Source organism: Mesorhizobium sp. RIZ17, from assembly GCF_051127865.1.
Taxonomy (GTDB): domain Bacteria; phylum Pseudomonadota; class Alphaproteobacteria; order Rhizobiales; family Rhizobiaceae; genus Mesorhizobium; species Mesorhizobium humile.
The window spans coordinates 3,443,041-3,459,774 of record NZ_CP147861.1 but is presented as its reverse complement, the minus strand read 5'-3'; the positions used below and the strand labels follow the sequence as shown (position 1 = coordinate 3,459,774).

Sequence of the window (16,734 nt, the reverse complement as noted above, 5' to 3'; positions counted from 1 at the left end):
GAATTGCGGCAAAGCAAGTGCGTCGCACCGCCACGCATTTTGCGGCCGCTTGCCTGATCGGCATGGCGTCGATATCGGCCTGCGGTTTGGCGGAGGCCGGATCCGGGCTGCCGCCGCTGCCGGCGATGGGCCCCAGCCTGCGCAAGGCGGTCGCCTTCCACACCGGCGAACAGCCGGGTACGATCGTCATCCGTAAAAGCGAGAAGGCGCTCTATCTGGTGACGGGCCAGGGCCAGGCGCTGCGCTATCAGATCAGCGTCGGCCGCGACGGCTTCGGCTGGACCGGAACGGTCAAGGTCGCCTCCAAGACCGAATGGCCGGAATGGCGCCCGCCCAAGGAAATGCGCGCGCGCCGACCCGAACTGCCGGCAATGGTGCCGGCCGGACCCTACAATCCGCTCGGCGCCAGGGCGCTTTATCTGTCGCGCGACGGGCGCGACACGCTCTATCGCATCCATGGCACCAACGATCCCAAGGGCGTCGGTTTCGACGGCACGTCCGGATGCTTCCGGCTGACGAACACCGATGTGATCGATCTCTTCAAGCGCGTCGCGGTGGGCGCAAAGGTGGTGGTTGAATGACGATGATCAGCGAGCCGGACGTTCCGGCAATCGAACTGGGTCACAGGGAAGTCGCTCCGGGAAAGCCCAGCCGGGCCAGAATGATCGGTGTCGTCGCGGTTGGGGCGGTGCTCGTGACCTTCGTCAATGTGACGGCCGCCGTCTATCTCTATCGAGGCGTCAACGACCTCAGGACGATGGAGGCGCGGCTGGAACAGCTCGGCCAGTTCGAGCAACGCATCGGCGCCCGCATCGATACCGTCAACAACGGCTTCCAGAGCCGGTTCGAGACGCTGGACCGCCAGCTGCAGGCGAATTTCGGCCAGATCAACGGCAACCTAGCCAAGCTGGAGCAAGGCCAGCCCGTCGCGGCAAGCGAGCCAGCGCCGGGGGCGGTCGAGCCGGCCCTGCTCGACAACACAACGGTGGCGGATGCCTCAGCGGCCGACGCAAGCGGAGGCGATGCCGCAAACGCACAGCCCTCCTTCAAGCGCAAGGTCGCGCCTCCAGGCCCCAACCCGTCCTACCAGCGCATCCAACAGCCCGACGGCAAGGTCTATTACAAGAAGATCAACTGAGCCCGCGTAGCATCCGGCTGCTTGAGCCGAGACCGGCGGATTACAGATCGCGCTGCAGGGAAAGCATGCGCACCGTGCGGGCTTCGGCGCGCGCCCTGGCCTCGCGCAGGAAAGCGACATGGCAGTAGGCGCAGGCGGCGAGACCGAGACACAGCACTAGGCAGTTCTGCAGGCTGAAGTCGAGCATAAGTGAAAAATGCCAGCCGTTCGGTACGGTGAAGGCGGCGATCGTGCTTGCCGTCTCCGCATGGCTGCTGAGCGCCATCATCTTGCCCGCAAAGAGCAGCGCGGCATGATTGGCGAGGAAGAATCCGGCGGACCTTTTTGCCTGGCAAATCATCCAGCAGGCGCCTGCCGCGAAGACGATAATGGCCGCATCGAGCGCCATCGACCCGCCGAGATAGACGTGCGCCTGCTGCCAGAACATGGTCGAGAACGGGCGCAGCTCGAGCCAGGCGTGCCACACGGCGGGGCTGGCCGGGTAGAATCCGAGCAGCAGCGCCGCCACCCGCTCCGCCGCCAGCAGCAGCAGCATCAGGGCCGGAAAGGCAAAAAGCAGTATCGGCTTGCGCATCATGTCATCCCCTCGACATCCGATGACCGATTCTAGGCCGCATTGGTTGCTCGACACTTAACGCAACGCCTTGCTTTTCAAGGAATGTCGCTCATGTCTAATGTGTGATCCGGTTCAACGGGGGTGGCGCCGTGTCGACAGGAGCTAACGGGTCGGGCCCGGGCGGCAGCATCGACAGCCGCCGCTATCCCGCGAGGTTCCGCGCGTGAGCCAGGCGAATCCGCCTGGACGTCCGCTGCTGGCGTCTGCGCTCGGCGGCCTCGGGCTGCTCGCAGGCATGGTGCTGATCGCCGAGGGCGGGCGCCGGCTGCCGCCCGACCCGCCCTCGATAGCACCGGCTCAGGGCGCCGATCATCTGAAGGCGGCTTCCCATGCCCCTCCGCATGACGCGCGACCGGGCCGGTCGGCGCGCAAGGTCGCCGCGGATCTCATTGCGCCGCCGCCGCTCGACCCGTCCGGGATCGAGCGCACGGAGCCGCGTCCTCCGCTTGGCGAGCTCGGGCTTGCGCCGCGACCTAAGACACCGATGCCGCGGGATTGGCGCGAGACGCTGCTTTTCCGTCCGGTCGCGACCTCCTCGGCGGTCTTCGAAGCCATGGGACGCACGGTCGCCATCAGCGGGACGGTCGACATAGACCCGGACAGGACCTGCACGTTCGACAACACCGCCTGGCCCTGCGGCCAGCGGGCGCGGGCAGCCTTCAACGCCTGGCTGCGCGGCCGGGCGCTGAAATGCCTCTTGCCGCCGGATGCCGACCGTTTCGCCATCGCGGCGCCCTGCGCGCTCGGCAAGCAGGATGTCGGCGCCTGGCTGGTTTCCAACGGCTGGGCGATGGCCGCTCCCACCGGCATTTACGGCAAGGCGGAGATGGCGGCGAGAAACGCCCGGATGGGCATTTTCGGCCCACCGCAATAACGCGATAGCGTGAAAGTCGGTGGCCGGTTCCGTCCCGGACCTGCGTGAAAGCAGAATGGCCAGCGCTGTTCAGCAATTCTAAAACCTGGACTGGCCCCACCGGCCGGGCTGGCCATCAAATCGGGCAAGCAACGGCCGCGATATCCTTTGTGTGGGACCCAGCGCTTGCCATGGAGAAGATGCCGACTTGCATCAAATTGTACGCATCGTGAAACCGAAATTGCAACGGACCTCCTGTAAGCCATTGCGTCGAACAGGAGATCGGCCCTTGACCGCGAAAACACCGACCGCGCCTATTCAGACGTGGAGGCACCTCATCTTGCTGGCCGTGCTTGGCACCGCCGCCTGCGTCGGGCTTTCGCTCGCGCTGAACTACCTGATGCTTTTCAGCGACAGCCTCACGCCATTCGGCCGGGGGGCCGTTACGGCAATCGTCGTGCCGATCGTCATCGGTCTGCCGCTGTTTGCCGTGCTCGGCTGGCAACAGATCGAGATCCGCCGCTACCGGCAGGAACTCACCAAATCCGGCACCTATGACCAGCTGACCGGCTGCCTTAACGGCAAGGTGTTCACCTCGATGGTCGACAGGAGGGCGGCGAGACCGGTCGGCCCGCGCTCGGGCGCCTTTCTGGTCATCCATCCGGAACACCTGGCCTCGATCAACCTGCGTTTTGGTCTCGAATGGGGCGACGAGGCCTTGCGGCTGATCGCATCTGCCATCCGATCCGCAGTGCGCAAGGACGATCTGATCGGCCGGATCGGAACCTCAATGTTCGGCGTCTTCCTGCCGGGCGCTAGCGAAGAGGACGCCAAGGACGTTGGCGAGCGCATTCGCGGCACGGTCGGCGAGATTTATTTCGCGCCGAAAGGCGACAAGGACGTGCTTGCGATCAGTGTCGGCGGTGTCATTTTCGAGCGTGAGCTGGATTTCGAGGACATGTTCCGCTTCGCCGAGGAAGGCATGGCCGAGGCCCCGGACGAAGCCGGCCTGCGGCTATCGCACGTCACCAACTGAGCCGGCTCGACACGCTCACTTCGATGTTTCGGAAAACTGGTGCTGCGAGAGAGGATTGAACTCTCGACCTCTCCCTTACCAAGGGAGTGCTCTACCACTGAGCTACCGCAGCCTGCGATGGCGGCGCTTCTGCCATATCGAACCGGCAAGCGCAAGGCCAAGAAAAACCCAAAGCGTCGCATATGATTCCTGGCCGCCATTCCGCAGTTTAAAGCGGCATGCGCGGCTGATCCACAGCGTGAAACCCGCCTGACGGCCGGCTTTCATGACAAGCCCGCGTTAAAATGCTAGCCATTGCGGAATCGCGGCCGGCTGACCGCCGGTCAGGGATGGACGATGAACGACAAGGCAAATCCACCGAAAAAGAGTGACGGCGAGCGTAAGGACCGGCTGGCCGAGGCGTTGCGCGCCAATCTGCAGAAGCGCAAGGCGCAGGCGCGCTCGCGGCGGGTTGGCGACGTTGACAAGCAACGCGCCGGCGACGTTGACAAGCAACGCGCGGGCGACATTGGCAAGCAACGCGCCGGCAGTGCCGACGAAAGGCCGGAGGGGTTGCCGGCTGCTGGAAAAATGCACAAAGGCTGACCAAAACAGCCATACTGGCCGGCCACAGTTGGCCGGGCTTGTTGGTAAGGAGTCGGGGAAATCCTATTTCTTGAACCAAGCCGGCCAATGGTCTAAGCCGGGGCGCATCAACCGATTGAAACCGGCCTGTTCTGGCCGAGGGGACGTTTTCTTATGGATCGCATCAGAATTGTCGGCGGCAATGAGCTTGCCGGCACCATTCCGATTTCGGGCGCCAAGAACGCGGCATTGCCGCTGATGATCGCCTCGCTTCTCACCGACGACACGCTGACGCTCGAAAACGTGCCGCATCTGGCAGATGTCGAGCAGTTGATCCGCATCCTCGGCAATCACGGCGTCGATTATTCCGTCAACGGCCGGCGCGAAAAGCAGCAGGAAGGCTATTCGCGCACGATCAATTTTTCCGCCCGCAACATCGTCGACACCACCGCGCCTTATGAGCTGGTCTCGAAGATGCGCGCTTCCTTCTGGGTAGTCGGGCCGTTGCTTGCCCGCATGGGCGAAGCCAAGGTGTCGCTGCCCGGCGGCTGCGCCATCGGCACGCGTCCGGTCGACCTGTTCCTCGAGGGCCTGCAGGTTCTGGGCGCAGAGCTCGATGTCGACAATGGCTATGTGATCGCCAAGACCAAGAACGGTCGCCTGATCGGCAATCGCTACGTATTTCCGAAAGTCTCGGTCGGCGCCACCCATGTGCTGATGATGGCGGCCTCGCTCGCCAAGGGCGAGACCGTGCTGGAAAATGCCGCGCGCGAGCCGGAGATCGTCAATCTCGCCGAGTGCCTGATCGCCATGGGCGCCAAGATACACGGCGCCGGCACCTCGACCATCACCATCCACGGCGTCGAGGCGCTGTCCGGCGCCCGCGTGCGCGTCATTCCGGACCGCATCGAGACCGGCACCTATGCCATGGCCGTGGCGATGACGGGCGGCGACGTGATGCTGCACGGCGCCCGGCCCGATCTGTTGCAGACCGCGCTCGACGTGCTTGTCGAGACCGGCGCCGAGATCACGCCGACCAATGAAGGCATCCGCGTCAAGCGCAACGGCGCCGGCATTGCGCCGGTCGACGTGGCCACCGCCCCGTTCCCCGCCTTCCCGACCGACCTGCAGGCGCAATTCATGGGCCTGATGACGATGGCCAAGGGCAAGTCGCGCATCACCGAGACGATTTTCGAGAACCGCTTCATGCATGTGCAGGAGCTCGCACGCCTCGGCGCCCACATCACGCTTTCCGGCCAGACGGCGATCGTCGACGGGGTTTCCAAGCTGAAGGGCGCGCCCGTGATGGCGACCGACCTGCGCGCCTCGGTGTCGCTGGTGATCGCCGGCCTTGCCGCCGAGGGCGAGACCACGGTCAACCGCGTCTATCACCTCGACCGCGGCTTCGAGCGGCTGGAAGAAAAGCTTTCCGGCTGCGGCGCGGTGATCGAGCGGATTTCGGGCTGATACGCGCGAAGCGGGTGCACCAAAGTAAGTCGCGCGCGCGTTGGGGCCAATTTTTTGAAGCTGGCGCCGCCCCTCATCTGCCTGCCGGCATCTTCTCCCCGTAAACGGGGAGAAGGGCTGTCCGCGCCCTTGGCGCCTTTGCTGCAACGTTCGCGATTGGCGAAATCCTCGGCGAAGGCCTTCCTTCTCGCCGTCACCATACGCGGAGAAGTGCCCGGCAGGGCGATGAGGGGCGGCGCGGACCTGACGTGATTGCCCTTGGCCGGCTCCGTGCCGAGGTTGCACGGACCGGAAAGACCGCATAACAGAGGCTGAAACCAACCTTCAGGTGCGCATTCGGCATGGCAGTTCTCAAGCTCATCGCGCTCGACGAACAGGATCTGAGCATCGTCTCGGCGCACGTCCAGGACGCCGTGATGAAGGTCTCCGACCTGGAATATCTGCCGGCGGCCAAGCGCTTCGTGCTGACGATGAACCGCTTCGTCTGGGAAGCGAAGTCCGGCCTGTTGCGCCAGCACAATGAACGGCGACAGAGCGTTCTGCATTTCGATCGCGTGCTCGGCGCCAAGACCAGCGGCATTCAACGCGACAAGCCGGCCGAGGTGCTGTCGCTGCTGGCGATCAGCTTCATCGCCATCAGCAAACCGGCAGGCATCGTCGAACTGGTGTTTTCGGGCGGCGGCACCATCATGCTCGACGTCGAATGCGTCGAGGCACGGCTTGCCGATGTCGGCGGCGCCTGGGAAGCCACCTCGCGACCCGTGCACAGAGGCTAAAAGCGCAATGGCGATTACGCTCCGACAGCAGGACGCCGATTTCGAACAGCGTTTTTCGGCCTTCCTCACCACCAAGCGCGAGGTGTCGGCCGACGTCGAGGCCGTCGTGCGCGGCATCATCGAGCGCGTGCGCGCCGAGGGTGACAAGGCGCTTATCGATTACACGCTGAAGTTCGACAAGGCCGATCTCAGCGCGCTCGGCATCGCCGTCTCGAAGGACGACATCGCCAAGGCCTATGAGGCAGCCGATCCGGCGACCGTCGAGGCGCTCAAATTCGCGCGTGAGCGTATCCATTCGCATCACGAGCGGCAGAAGCCCAAGGACGACCGCTATACGGATGCCGCCGGGGTCGAGCTCGGCTCGCGCTGGACGGCGATCGAAGCGGTCGGCCTTTACGTGCCGGGCGGCACGGCCAGCTATCCGAGCTCGGTGCTGATGAACGCCGTGCCTGCCAAAGTCGCCGGCGTCGAGCGCATCGCCATTGTCGTGCCGGCCTCGGGCGGCGGCGTCAATCCGCTGGTGCTGGTGGCCGCCGACCTTGCCGGCGTTTCGGAGATCTACCGCGTCGGCGGCGCGCAGGCGGTTGCAGCACTTGCCTACGGCACCGAGACGATCAGGCCCGTCGCCAAGATCGTGGGGCCGGGAAATGCCTATGTCGCGGCCGCCAAGCGCCAGGTTTTCGGCACCGTCGGCATCGACATGATCGCCGGGCCGTCGGAAGTTCTGGTGGTGGCCGACGCCAACAACGATCCGGACTGGATCGCGGCCGACCTTCTGGCGCAGGCCGAGCACGACATATCGGCGCAGTCGATCCTGATCACCGACAGCGCCGAATTCGGCAAGGCGGTGGAGCAGGCGGTCGAACGCCAGCTCAAGGTGCTGCCGCGCGCCGAGACGGCGGCCGCGAGCTGGCGCGATTTCGGCGCGGTTATCCTGGTGCCGACGCTGGAAGCCTCGCTGCCGCTGGTCGACAGGATCGCGGCCGAGCATGTCGAGCTCGCTTTCGACGATGCCGAGGGCTTTCTTTCGAGGATGCGCAACGCCGGCGCCGTGTTCATCGGTCGCCATACGCCGGAGGTCATCGGCGACTATGTCGGCGGCTCCAACCACGTCCTGCCGACGGCACGCTCGGCGCGTTTCTCGTCGGGTCTGTCCGTGCTCGATTTCGTCAAGCGCACCTCGATCCTGAAGCTCGGGCCGGATCAGCTCAAGACGCTGGCGCCGGCCGCGATCGCGCTCGCCAAGGCGGAAGGCCTCGATGCCCATGCCCGCTCCGTCGCGATCAGGTTGAACATGTAGCGATGTCTGGCCACGACCAAACCCGTGACAGGCTGATCGACGTCGAGCTCGACGAATCGATCGGGCGTTCGACGCCCGACGTCGAGCACGAGCGGGCCGTGGCGATCTTCGACCTCATCGAGGAGAACAGTTTTCGGCCGGTCAATGATGGCGGCGCCGGTCCATACAGGCTGAAGCTTTCGCTGGCCGAGCAGCGCCTGGTCTTCGCCGTCAGCCGCGAGAACGACGCGGAGGTGGTCACCCACATCCTGTCGCTGACGCCGCTGCGGCGCATCGTCAAGGACTATTACCTGATCTGCGAAAGCTATTACGAGGCGATCCGCTCCTCGACGCCCAGCCATATCGAGGCGATCGACATGGGCCGGCGCGGCCTGCACAACGAGGGCTCGCAAACGCTGATGGACCGGCTCGCCGGCAAGATCGAGATCGACTTCGACACGGCGCGCCGGCTGTTCACGCTGGTCTGCGTGCTGCACTGGCGGGGCTAGATCAGGATGACGTTTCGTTGAATCGCCATCCTGATCTAACTCTTTGTTGGAGCATGATCTTCTCCGAAAACCGGTTCCCACTTTTTGCGTGCGCTGACCTCCGGTTCGGGATCATGCTCTAGTGCTGGCCGCCCTGCCGCATTCGATCCTGTTCCTGTGCGGCATGAACGCCGTGCGCTCGCCGATCGCGGAACAGCTGGCGCGCCGCATGCTTCCCGCCACCACCTTCGTCGCTTCGGCCGGCGTGCGCGCCGGCGAGCGGGACCCGTTCGTCGACGCGGTGTTGGCCGAAGAGGGCCTGTCGCTCGGCGAGCGCCAGCCCAGGACATTGGACGAGCTGGAAGACGACTATTTCGATCTGATCGTCACGCTGGCGCCTGAAGCGCACCACGCGGCGCTCGAGTTCACCCGATCGCTGGCAGTCGAGGTCGAATATTGGCCGATGCCCGACCCGACCGACACCGGCGGCACGCGCGAGCACATCATGGCCGCCTATCGCGACGTGCGCGAGCGGCTGAAAGCGCGCATAAGCCGACGTTTTGCGGCACCAGGGGCTGAAAGCGCCCCGGATTAAGCTTGTTCACAAGCGGACGATTATCATATAGGTTCCGCGCAAATTCCGGTTGGAGTCGGAAATCATCCGACTCCAGATCAAGAGTAGAGCATGATGTCGTCCGAAAACCGCTTCACACTTTTCGGCATCATGCTCTAGGCGCCGGAACGCCCATCCAAGCAAAGGTATCGAATGCCGAAGGAAGAAGTCCTCGAGTTTCCAGGTGTGGTCACCGAACTGCTGCCCAATGCGATGTTCCGGGTGAAGCTCGAAAACGAACACGAAATCATCGCCCACACGGCCGGCCGCATGCGCAAGAACCGCATCCGCGTGCTGACCGGCGACAAGGTCCTGGTCGAGATGACGCCTTACGACCTGACCAAGGGCCGCATCACCTACCGTTTCAAGTAACAGCCTGGCGCCGACCGCGATGAGCATCCTGCAGAAGCTCGTGCTTGCCTCGGGTTCGCCGCGCCGCATCGAACTGCTGCAGCAGGCCGGCATCGAGCCGGACCGGGTGCTGCCCGCCGATGTCGACGAGACGCCGCTGCGCGCCGAGCATCCGCGCTCGCTGGCCAAGCGCCTTTGCAAGGACAAGGCCGAGAAGGCGCTGGCCTCGCTGAAGAGCGAGGAGGACTATGCGCCCGCCTTCATCCTCGCCGCCGACACGGTGGTGGCGGTCGGGCGGCGTATCCTGCCCAAGGCCGAGACGATCGACGACGCCATCAATTGCCTCGGCCTGCTTTCCGGCCGCTCGCACCGTGTCTATTCCGGCATCTGCCTGATCACGCCCGGCGGCAAGCTGCGCCAACGGCTCGTGGAGACAAGGGTGCGCTTCAAGCGGCTGCCGCGCGAGGAGATCGACGCCTATGTCGCCTCGGGCGAGTGGCGCGGCAAGGCCGGCGGCTATGCCGTGCAGGGCCTGGCCGGTTCCTTCGTCGTCAAGCTCGTCGGGTCCTACACCAATGTGGTCGGCCTGCCGCTCTACGAGAGCGTGGCGCTGCTTTCCGGCGAAGGCTTCAAGGCGCACCGGAACTGGCACGCCGCGCGCTCATGAGCCTGGACGACAAGGTGACGCCGCTGCGGCTGAAGCGGCCCTGCCCCGAATGCGGCAAGCCGTCGGCGCGCGAGCATTATCCGTTCTGCTCGGCGCGCTGCAAGGACATCGACCTCAATCGCTGGCTGAAGGGCGCCTATGTCATTCCCGGCCGCGACGGCGAAGAGGAAGAAGACGACAGCCCGAAGCCGGGCCCGACGTCCAAGGACGAGCCGTGAGCGCAGCCGGCGACCGACCGTTTCCCGGCGATTTTTCTTTCCTGACGAAATCAACAGCTAGGCGCTGGACAGGCAGAATTCCCGTGCTATAACCCACGCGCTTTCAAGGGGCGCCGCCTGGTGCCTTCGTGAAACCCGGCGGGCGCATCCCGTTAGCCGGCACAGGCCCAGATAGCTCAGTTGGTAGAGCAGCGGACTGAAAATCCGCGTGTCGGTGGTTCGAATCCGCCTCTGGGCACCATCCCCTCTTCTCCCGACAGTCTCTTTCGCCGAAGCCTCTACGCTTCTGTCTCGGCAACTAGCTGAAATCCTTACTGATTTCAGTGCGCAAAGCGCGGATGGTCGGGTTTCGTGGAATTTCGGCGCAGTTGGTCCAACGAGGCGGGGGGCTGGTATTTTCGCTGGTATTGGAGATCCTGATGGTATCGATGCAGCCAAAGGGAGGTCCCGAAAATGGCTCTTTCCGACGTAAAATGCCGTAATGCCCGACCCGCTTCCAAGCTCGTGAAATTGTCTGACGGTGGCGGGCTCCAGCTTTGGGTGCAGCCTACCGGATCTCGCCTATGGCGCCTCGCCTATCGTTTTGGCGGCAAGCAGAAGCTTCTGGCGTTGGGCAGCTATCCCCTCATCTCCCTCGCTGAGGCACGCGAGGCGCGCGATACCGCCAAACGTCTCCTCCTACGTGGCATCGACCCCGCACAGGAGCGTAAGTCGCAAAAGGCTTCGGCGGAGGACACCTTTCGCTCAATCGCGGAGGAGTATGTCGACAAGCTGAAGAAGGAGGGACGTGCCGACCGGACCATCACCAAGGTCAAATGGCTGCTCGACTTTGCCTATCCAACGTTTGGGGACAAAAGCGTTCGGGAGATCGATCCGGCCACAATTCTTGCCGCTCTCCGCAGCGTGGAGGTTCGTGGTCGATACGAGTCGGCCAGGCGAATGCGCTCCACCATCGGCAGCGTGTTTCGATATGCAATCGCAACCGCACGCGCCGATGTAGATCCGACGCTCGCCCTGAGGGGCGCACTCGTCGGTCCGACGGTCACGCCCCGTGCCGCGGTTACCGATCCTAAGGCCTTGGGAGGCTTGCTGAGGGCAATTAATGCATTTGACGGACAGCCGACAACCCGAGCCGCTCTGAAGCTGATGGCCCTGCTGTTTCCCCGCCCCGGCGAGCTGCGCGCGGCCGGATGGGACGAGTTCGATTTCGAGAGCTCCGTGTGGAGCATCCCTGAAGGACGCATGAAGATGCGACGGCCGCACCGCGTACCTCTTTCCAGGCAGGCCGTCAGCGTCCTGACCTCACTTAGAGAAATCTCTCGTGGTGGATCGCTGTTGTTTCCTAGTGTTAGATCGGGTTCGCGTCCGATTTCTGACAACACGCTCAACGCCGCCCTGCGTCGTATGGGCTATGGCAAGGAAGAAGCTACCGCGCACGGTTTTCGAGCAACGGCATCAACTCTGCTAAACGAATGTGGAAAGTGGCATCCGGACGCCATAGAACGGCAGCTGGCCCACATTGAGAACAACGACGTTCGTCGGGCCTACGCCCGGGCAGAGCACTGGGAAGAGCGCGTCAAGATGATTCAATGGTGGGCCGATTATCTGGATGAACTCGAGAGCAAAAACGCGGGGGTAATCTCGATTGGAGGACATGGCAAATCCACCGTCCATACGCCGTTGCCAGGATCTACTTTGAATCCAACATCGACGGTCGACCAAACGCCGAGACAAATCTCCAACCTCCGAAAATCACACTGAACCCCGTCGAAAACACCGAAACTGGGCGACCAATGTTGCAGGCCGGAGGGTCATCGTTTTTCACAGGAAATCAATACGTTAAGTTGGCCACACATTTCCTTCGTATTCTCTCGTATGGTCTGGCGAACCTAAGGATCAGGAGGAGGACTAGTATTCCCTCCGCGGTGTCTCGTCGTCGCACAAGAAGGGTCGATTAACCCGCGACGAACGTTACCGGCCTGGCGGGCTTCGGCTAGGATTTGCGATAAGCTGCCGTTCTGGAGGTGACCTCATTGCGAGCAACGCTGCACAATCGGGGCGAGCGCCGCGGATTGATTGTAGCCTCATTGTAATAGATGAGGTCAGCGCCAAGCTGTTCCTCGATCGCCAGATGATTTGCGAGTACCACGGTGAGTCTTACGGTGTCGCTCCGGAAAGCGCCGCCGGCTTCGCGCCACGGGCCGTACAAATTCGAATCCAGGCACCACGGCCATGTCGTTCATCCCATGGCATCTTCGCGCATCCGCACCTGGTCCAATCCGTCGAGAAAGGGCGCGTTGTCTTCGTCCGGCAGCCGCCACTCACGCAGTTGCTCGCGATCGAGACCGAGAAGGAAAGCGACGTGCCCAGCATCTCCTTCTCAAACGCCAACGCCGCCTTCTATCTTGAAGGCAGTAGTGCAATTCTCTCACGATCACATTCGAAGCGATCGATCTCAATCGCGAGAGAAGGGGCGATCAAGTGGATTGCCTCTAGCAGCGCGACGGCCGTGTCGCCGGCGATGAGGCCGCTCCGCCGCAACTGCTCCTGGAGACTGCGCCGATGTTGAGCTGATGCCAAGCCGACGACGAGCAATGCCGTTCGGATCGGTTCGACAAGCTTGCGGATCTTGCTGATGTTGACACGCTTCGAGCCTGCCGCCGCCTTGTTGCCCACGAGCAGCGTGCCGGAGTGGGTGATCTTCCCTTGGGTGAAGCTCAACAAGCAAGGAAGGGGCGGACCACCGCGGCGATGAAGGTCATCGTCAACGGCCTCCGCGAAGTAACCATAGTACTCCTCAGCCTCAAGCAGTTCCTCGCCGCGCCCTCCCAATGATCTCAAGAAATATATCTCTGTCGTCATGTCCTCGGCGAGCCCCCTTCACACAGTGATAATCAACCTGCTTGCGAACGTCCGCGTTGTCGAGTGGGATGCTTGCCATTTTGGGCTTAACGCAAATTGGTCCTCGCCCGTTGTGCAGCATGCGGTCGCGGGTCATTTACACGTGGGGCAGGATATGTGAGGGCACGGCCGGCTATCGCGACACGGCAACAATAAGATAAAGATAGACAGCAAAGTTGAAAGGGCGTCAGTCGCTCGGTTCTCGAAGGCTGTGGGGTGTAAAATTGGTTTGGGCGGAACGTCGCGAAATTTGGAAAGCACAGCCCGAGGATGCACGGGACGTCGGTGATATCGAATATGCTCGGGTTATCCATTCAGCTTCGTTTCGCCGTTTGCAGGGGAAGACGCAGATCCTCAACTTAGGGGACAGCGACTTTTACAGGACACGCCTCACCCACTCACTGGAGGTCGCCCAAATCGCCGGCGTCCTCGCAAAACAGTTCGCCAAGGAATATGAAGGACAACCTCCCGCAACATATATCCCCACACGCAGCCTCATTCAGGCAATCGGATGCACCCATGACCTCGGGCACCCCCCATTTGGCCACGGCGGCGAGGTTGCGCTTAATTATTGCATGCGCGGCGACGGTGGCTTTGAAGGCAACGGCCAGACCCTTCGTATCCTGTCCAAACTTGAGCGTTTCTCAAAAAATCATGGGGCGAATCTGACACGTCGCACGCTCCTGGGCGTTCTGAAGTATCCTGTTCCCTATGAGATGGCATCCAATCCGTCGTTGAAGCCACAACTCAATGAACACACGACAGCGATAAAGATAATCGATCGCGACAAATCCAAGCCACCCAAATGCTATTTGAGCAGTGAACAGGACGTTGTCGATTGGATACTGGAGCCTCTGTCGGAAAAAGATCGCCAGATTTTTACCAGTTTTGCAACGAGGCTGGAAAAACACTATGACCCTCTACACAAATCGTTCGACTGCAGCATAATGGACTTGGCCGACGATATCAGCTTTGGTGTTCACGACCTGGAAGACAGCCTCGCGCTCAAGCTCGTGAGCGACAGCGACTTCCGTAAATATGTCCCAGAAGAGAAATGTGCGGTTTTCCTCGATAAGCTCAAGGAGAAGTATCCTGCCGAATTCGGAAATGATGTCTACGAACGTGTCGTCTCTGCCATGTTTGGGGACAGCGGCGAGCGCAAACATTTCATCAGCCGACTGGTGGCCCACTTTCTGACCCACTGCAAGATTGAGGTGCGCGACGAATTCGAAGAACCGCTGGTCCGCTACCGTGCAGCTATGGAAGATGGTCCAAAAGCATTTCTGAAGGCATTGAAAGACCTGGTTTATTCCGCAGTAATTCGCAGTCCGAACGTGCAGCACTTGGAGTTCAAAGGACAACAGATGGTTGTTGCAGTCTTCGAGGCGATAGCGAGCGAGCCGTCGGCATTCTTGCCGAAAGACGCCCAAGCGCTACTCGAATCCCACGCCAACCCAATGCGAGTCATTTGCGACTACGTGTCCGGCATGACCGATGGCTACCTGCTTAAAACCTATGAGCGGCTATTTAGCCCCAGGATGGGATCGGTATTCGACAAGCTCTAAGTGCTATTGCATAGGGTGCAATCGGTAGCGGTCTAACCCTACTGTAGTCAGACCATATGGTGGTTTTGCCAAGCGGGGTCCGCTAGTCTTTGAGATCACGCTCTATTTGATCGACGGGTAGCGTCCAAGGGCGATGTGCGTTGGCGAACTGAGCCCTTTCGGATCGACGGCCTTGGTGGTCAAGCTCCGGTGGCCTCAAATATCTCCTCACGTAGCCGATCCGCATACGGCATAGCGGTCACCTGCTCCATCAGATGTCCCAGCCACTTTTTGTCGATCTTATAGCTGTGCGCCAGCCAGGAGAGTGCCGTCTTCCCATCCGCCAATCTCGCCATTTCGTCGGACCGACGATCATTGTCCAAGGGTTCGAAGCGCTCTTTGATCGCGGCCTTCAACTCGCGCACCTCTGCGTAAAACGTTGGCCAATGTGCCTTGTGGGCATTTACCACCCTTACTTTGACGGTTTTCATGGTGGACGGTGTCGGGTCATCCCAGACAGCCTTTTTGAAGGCACCAGCCATTTTCCCCTCACGGTTCAGATGAATGCTCGCGTACTTACAGACGGCGGCGGCAAACTGTCGCTCTATAGTATTGGTTATGGCAGCCGCCACGTCATCACGACTTTTGGCCCCCACTCCCATCAATGTCTCATCATTGATGATATAATGGCACACATTCGCCTGGCGAAGTATAATATTCTCCAGCTCGTGCTCGGCTAGGAATAAAACTCCTTCAAGATTCGGGTCGCCTAGCGAGAAGATGAACGTATCGCAATACAAGAGTCGGGCAAACCCTCCCATTTCCATCACAGCAGCCTCTCCGTCCAGTAGTGCAAATATCTTTTTGTTCGACTGACGCTCCTCTTTGACTCTGTCTTTCGTAGCAACGGAACCTTTGGCTTCCGCAAAAGATTTAAATTCTATTCGCTCGTCGTACCCAGGCCCGATTAACATTCCAAGGACCGCGGCATCGCCCGGCGCCTCAACAAAAATGATTACTTTTCCTAGGTAACGATGCTCAAGATCATCACTGTCAATTGTCTCTCCCAACCCCGGCATTATTGGATCTCATCTTCGATTAGAAAGCCGCCTTTAACCAACCCTTCCTCTTTGACCCGATGGCGAAACACCTGGATCAGCTCTCGATTGTGGGTAGTGAACACCACAGTGAAGGATGGATACTTTCTCAGCAGAGATTTCATTGCTTCATACATGCGGTTCATCCAGCGAGAATGCAGATGTATCTCGACTTCATCGATAAGAATGATGGTATTCGACGTCATGTGGGTTAGCGTGCGCGCCATTATCTGCAGTATCGCACGTTCTCCGTGGCTCAATGCCGCTAACGAATGAATCCCGTATCGTGTCTGAACGTACGTGCGCAGTTCTTCACGATGGGGTTTAAGCAACCGCTTGCCATCGTCGTCCCGAAATAGAATCTCATTGAGGAAATCCAACAACTCGTCGAGGCGACGATCGCCCAGCCATTCGAGCCAAACAAGGACATTGTCTATCGAGCTTCCCCAATCGGGCCCGTCAGACTCGAAAATTTGCGAGGGCTGGTAGCCCCATTTGTCGGGGCGAGCGACTGCACCGATGTCCTTAGGAGCCACAACGCGTCGTTCGGCGGGGAAATACAGTACGGTCGGCAGCGTTTGCGACTCTCCAAACAGCTGCGTTGGAGGTTCTCCAAGTTGCGCACGGACAGTCTTGAGCAGTAATTCCCCCAATTCGTTTGTATCTTCTGCCGTCCATACACCTTTCGGAATCGCGGTTAGACCAAGCTTAGCCCAGATCTGCGCCTGGGCGACTTCGACCATTTCTTCCTCGGCCCAAGTATGCAAAGGTCCTTCCGAACCCGTCCATAGCGAAAGCAGAACCGTCTGCGATCTACCGTCGACCGTCCACGTCCCTCGCATATCGAGTTGGGCTCGGCCGCTGGTCGGAAAGACAGAGAAGCGTCCGACCGGCGGTTCGTTCAGCAAGCCAAACAGTCCAGATATCGTATCCATGACTGTAGTCTTACCGTGTGCATTCTTGGCCAACAGCATATAGAGATTGGCCGGTCCGGCGCCGGTGGGGGTATTATTTTCAGTATCCACCCCAAAGAATTCGAATCTTTGCTGCCCCTGCCTGAAGGGTCCCAAGTCCTCGAGTGTTAGGCGTATCAGTTTCCAGTCGGAAACAACGAGTTCGGGCATCT

19 protein-coding genes and 2 tRNA genes are annotated in these 16,734 nt (G+C 61.0%); 16 read left to right on the top strand and 5 right to left on the bottom strand.

Going from position 1 to position 16,734, the window contains the following annotated elements; translation table 11 throughout:
- Nucleotides 1-62: 62 nt before the first annotated feature.
- A complete protein-coding gene (locus WDX12_RS16580) occupies nucleotides 63-581 on the top strand; it encodes a L,D-transpeptidase (protein WP_434725649.1) in 519 nt (172 codons plus the stop codon).
- Nucleotides 578-1,138 carry a hypothetical protein gene (locus tag WDX12_RS16575; RefSeq protein WP_434721244.1) on the top strand — a complete coding sequence of 187 codons (561 nt, stop codon included), beginning with the start codon at nucleotides 578-580 and terminating at the stop codon, nucleotides 1,136-1,138. Before WDX12_RS16580 ends, WDX12_RS16575 begins: the two co-directional genes overlap by 4 nt.
- A 40-nt stretch (nucleotides 1,139-1,178) precedes the next feature.
- On the opposite strand, the gene WDX12_RS16570 is transcribed toward WDX12_RS16575, so the two are convergent.
- Nucleotides 1,179-1,715 carry a hypothetical protein gene (locus tag WDX12_RS16570; protein WP_320298776.1) on the bottom strand — a complete coding sequence of 179 codons (537 nt, stop codon included), beginning with the start codon at nucleotides 1,713-1,715 and terminating at the stop codon, nucleotides 1,179-1,181.
- Nucleotides 1,716-1,917: 202 nt separating this feature from the next.
- Between WDX12_RS16570 and WDX12_RS16565 the strand changes: the two genes are divergently transcribed.
- Together WDX12_RS16565 and WDX12_RS16560 are read left to right on the top strand one after the other, a co-directional pair.
- Nucleotides 1,918-2,628 (top strand): thermonuclease family protein, encoded by a 711-nt coding sequence (locus WDX12_RS16565; protein ID WP_434721243.1) that lies wholly within the window; start codon nucleotides 1,918-1,920, stop codon nucleotides 2,626-2,628.
- A 328-nt stretch (nucleotides 2,629-2,956) separates the two neighbouring features.
- Nucleotides 2,957-3,643, top strand: a complete 687-nt coding sequence (locus tag WDX12_RS16560; RefSeq protein ID WP_434725648.1) for a GGDEF domain-containing protein — start codon at nucleotides 2,957-2,959, stop codon at nucleotides 3,641-3,643.
- 37 nt (nucleotides 3,644-3,680) lie between these two features.
- Here WDX12_RS16560 and WDX12_RS16555 read toward each other — a convergent pair.
- Nucleotides 3,681-3,755 (bottom strand) — tRNA-Thr (locus WDX12_RS16555).
- A gap of 224 nt (nucleotides 3,756-3,979) precedes the next feature.
- On the opposite strand from WDX12_RS16555, the gene WDX12_RS16550 reads away from it, so the two are divergent.
- From WDX12_RS16550 to WDX12_RS16500, 11 genes are all read left to right on the top strand, one after another.
- Nucleotides 3,980-4,228 carry a hypothetical protein gene (locus WDX12_RS16550; RefSeq protein ID WP_434721242.1) on the top strand — a complete coding sequence of 83 codons (249 nt, stop codon included), beginning with the start codon at nucleotides 3,980-3,982 and terminating at the stop codon, nucleotides 4,226-4,228.
- 153 nt (nucleotides 4,229-4,381) lie between these two features.
- Entirely contained in the window at nucleotides 4,382-5,674 is a 1,293-nt protein-coding gene (murA, locus tag WDX12_RS16545; RefSeq protein WP_320298772.1) for a UDP-N-acetylglucosamine 1-carboxyvinyltransferase, read from the top strand.
- A 341-nt stretch (nucleotides 5,675-6,015) separates the two neighbouring features.
- Nucleotides 6,016-6,450, top strand: a complete 435-nt coding sequence (locus WDX12_RS16540) for a DUF2948 family protein (protein WP_320298771.1) — start codon at nucleotides 6,016-6,018, stop codon at nucleotides 6,448-6,450.
- A gap of 7 nt (nucleotides 6,451-6,457) precedes the next feature.
- Nucleotides 6,458-7,750 carry a histidinol dehydrogenase gene (gene hisD / locus WDX12_RS16535; RefSeq protein ID WP_434721241.1) on the top strand — a complete coding sequence of 431 codons (1,293 nt, stop codon included), beginning with the start codon at nucleotides 6,458-6,460 and terminating at the stop codon, nucleotides 7,748-7,750.
- A 2-nt stretch (nucleotides 7,751-7,752) separates the two neighbouring features.
- Nucleotides 7,753-8,238, top strand: a complete 486-nt coding sequence (locus WDX12_RS16530) for a UPF0262 family protein (RefSeq protein ID WP_320298769.1) — start codon at nucleotides 7,753-7,755, stop codon at nucleotides 8,236-8,238.
- A 163-nt stretch (nucleotides 8,239-8,401) separates the two neighbouring features.
- Complete coding sequence (locus WDX12_RS16525; protein WP_434725647.1) at nucleotides 8,402-8,812, top strand: low molecular weight phosphatase family protein; 411 nt, start codon at nucleotides 8,402-8,404, stop codon at nucleotides 8,810-8,812.
- A gap of 171 nt (nucleotides 8,813-8,983) precedes the next feature.
- Nucleotides 8,984-9,202, top strand: a complete 219-nt coding sequence (gene infA, locus WDX12_RS16520) for a translation initiation factor IF-1 (RefSeq protein ID WP_006200926.1) — start codon at nucleotides 8,984-8,986, stop codon at nucleotides 9,200-9,202.
- Between the two features lie 19 nt (nucleotides 9,203-9,221).
- Nucleotides 9,222-9,848 carry a Maf-like protein gene (locus WDX12_RS16515; protein ID WP_434721240.1) on the top strand — a complete coding sequence of 209 codons (627 nt, stop codon included), beginning with the start codon at nucleotides 9,222-9,224 and terminating at the stop codon, nucleotides 9,846-9,848.
- Entirely contained in the window at nucleotides 9,845-10,066 is a 222-nt protein-coding gene (gene yacG, locus WDX12_RS16510) for a DNA gyrase inhibitor YacG (protein ID WP_434721239.1), read from the top strand. The genes WDX12_RS16515 and yacG overlap by 4 nt, the downstream gene beginning before the upstream one ends.
- A 165-nt stretch (nucleotides 10,067-10,231) precedes the next feature.
- Nucleotides 10,232-10,307 (top strand) — tRNA-Phe (locus WDX12_RS16505).
- A 212-nt stretch (nucleotides 10,308-10,519) separates the two neighbouring features.
- The gene (locus WDX12_RS16500) at nucleotides 10,520-11,827 is read left to right on the top strand and encodes a tyrosine-type recombinase/integrase (RefSeq protein ID WP_434725568.1); all 1,308 of its coding nucleotides are present in this window, start codon (nucleotides 10,520-10,522) and stop codon (nucleotides 11,825-11,827) included.
- Nucleotides 11,828-12,466: 639 nt separating this feature from the next.
- Here the strand turns inward: WDX12_RS16500 and WDX12_RS16495 are convergent.
- Nucleotides 12,467-12,928 carry a hypothetical protein gene (locus tag WDX12_RS16495; protein WP_434725567.1) on the bottom strand — a complete coding sequence of 154 codons (462 nt, stop codon included), beginning with the start codon at nucleotides 12,926-12,928 and terminating at the stop codon, nucleotides 12,467-12,469.
- Nucleotides 12,929-13,143: 215 nt separating this feature from the next.
- On the opposite strand from WDX12_RS16495, the gene WDX12_RS16490 reads away from it, so the two are divergent.
- Nucleotides 13,144-14,532: an anti-phage deoxyguanosine triphosphatase gene (locus WDX12_RS16490; protein ID WP_434725566.1), complete on the top strand. Its 1,389-nt coding sequence runs from the start codon at nucleotides 13,144-13,146 to the stop codon at nucleotides 14,530-14,532.
- Between the two features lie 179 nt (nucleotides 14,533-14,711).
- On the opposite strand, the gene WDX12_RS16485 is transcribed toward WDX12_RS16490, so the two are convergent.
- Nucleotides 14,712-15,590, bottom strand: coding sequence for a hypothetical protein (locus WDX12_RS16485; protein WP_434725565.1), 879 nt, complete (start codon nucleotides 15,588-15,590; stop codon nucleotides 14,712-14,714).
- Entirely contained in the window at nucleotides 15,590-16,732 is a 1,143-nt protein-coding gene (locus WDX12_RS16480; RefSeq protein ID WP_434725564.1) for an AAA family ATPase, read from the bottom strand. The genes WDX12_RS16485 and WDX12_RS16480 overlap by 1 nt, the downstream gene beginning before the upstream one ends.
- Nucleotides 16,733-16,734: the final 2 nt, after the last annotated feature.

Bases quoted from the DNA above. Each gene is read 5' to 3' on its own strand.
- WDX12_RS16580 (WP_434725649.1), top strand. From the start codon at position 63: ATGGCGTCGATATCGGCCTGCGGTTTGGCGGAGGCCGGATCCGGGCTG.
- WDX12_RS16575 (WP_434721244.1), top strand. From the start codon at position 578: ATGACGATGATCAGCGAGCCGGACGTTCCGGCAATCGAACTGGGTCAC.
- WDX12_RS16570 (WP_320298776.1), bottom strand. From the start codon at position 1,715: ATGATGCGCAAGCCGATACTGCTTTTTGCCTTTCCGGCCCTGATGCTG.
- WDX12_RS16550 (WP_434721242.1), top strand. From the start codon at position 3,980: ATGAACGACAAGGCAAATCCACCGAAAAAGAGTGACGGCGAGCGTAAG.
- murA (WP_320298772.1), top strand. From the start codon at position 4,382: ATGGATCGCATCAGAATTGTCGGCGGCAATGAGCTTGCCGGCACCATT.
- WDX12_RS16540 (WP_320298771.1), top strand. From the start codon at position 6,016: ATGGCAGTTCTCAAGCTCATCGCGCTCGACGAACAGGATCTGAGCATC.
- hisD (WP_434721241.1), top strand. From the start codon at position 6,458: ATGGCGATTACGCTCCGACAGCAGGACGCCGATTTCGAACAGCGTTTT.
- WDX12_RS16530 (WP_320298769.1), top strand. From the start codon at position 7,753: ATGTCTGGCCACGACCAAACCCGTGACAGGCTGATCGACGTCGAGCTC.
- WDX12_RS16525 (WP_434725647.1), top strand. From the start codon at position 8,402: ATGAACGCCGTGCGCTCGCCGATCGCGGAACAGCTGGCGCGCCGCATG.
- infA (WP_006200926.1), top strand. From the start codon at position 8,984: ATGCCGAAGGAAGAAGTCCTCGAGTTTCCAGGTGTGGTCACCGAACTG.
- WDX12_RS16515 (WP_434721240.1), top strand. From the start codon at position 9,222: ATGAGCATCCTGCAGAAGCTCGTGCTTGCCTCGGGTTCGCCGCGCCGC.
- yacG (WP_434721239.1), top strand. From the start codon at position 9,845: ATGAGCCTGGACGACAAGGTGACGCCGCTGCGGCTGAAGCGGCCCTGC.
- WDX12_RS16500 (WP_434725568.1), top strand. From the start codon at position 10,520: ATGGCTCTTTCCGACGTAAAATGCCGTAATGCCCGACCCGCTTCCAAG.
- WDX12_RS16495 (WP_434725567.1), bottom strand. From the start codon at position 12,928: ATGACGACAGAGATATATTTCTTGAGATCATTGGGAGGGCGCGGCGAG.
- WDX12_RS16485 (WP_434725565.1), bottom strand. From the start codon at position 15,590: ATGCCGGGGTTGGGAGAGACAATTGACAGTGATGATCTTGAGCATCGT.
- WDX12_RS16480 (WP_434725564.1), bottom strand. From the start codon at position 16,732: ATGCCCGAACTCGTTGTTTCCGACTGGAAACTGATACGCCTAACACTC.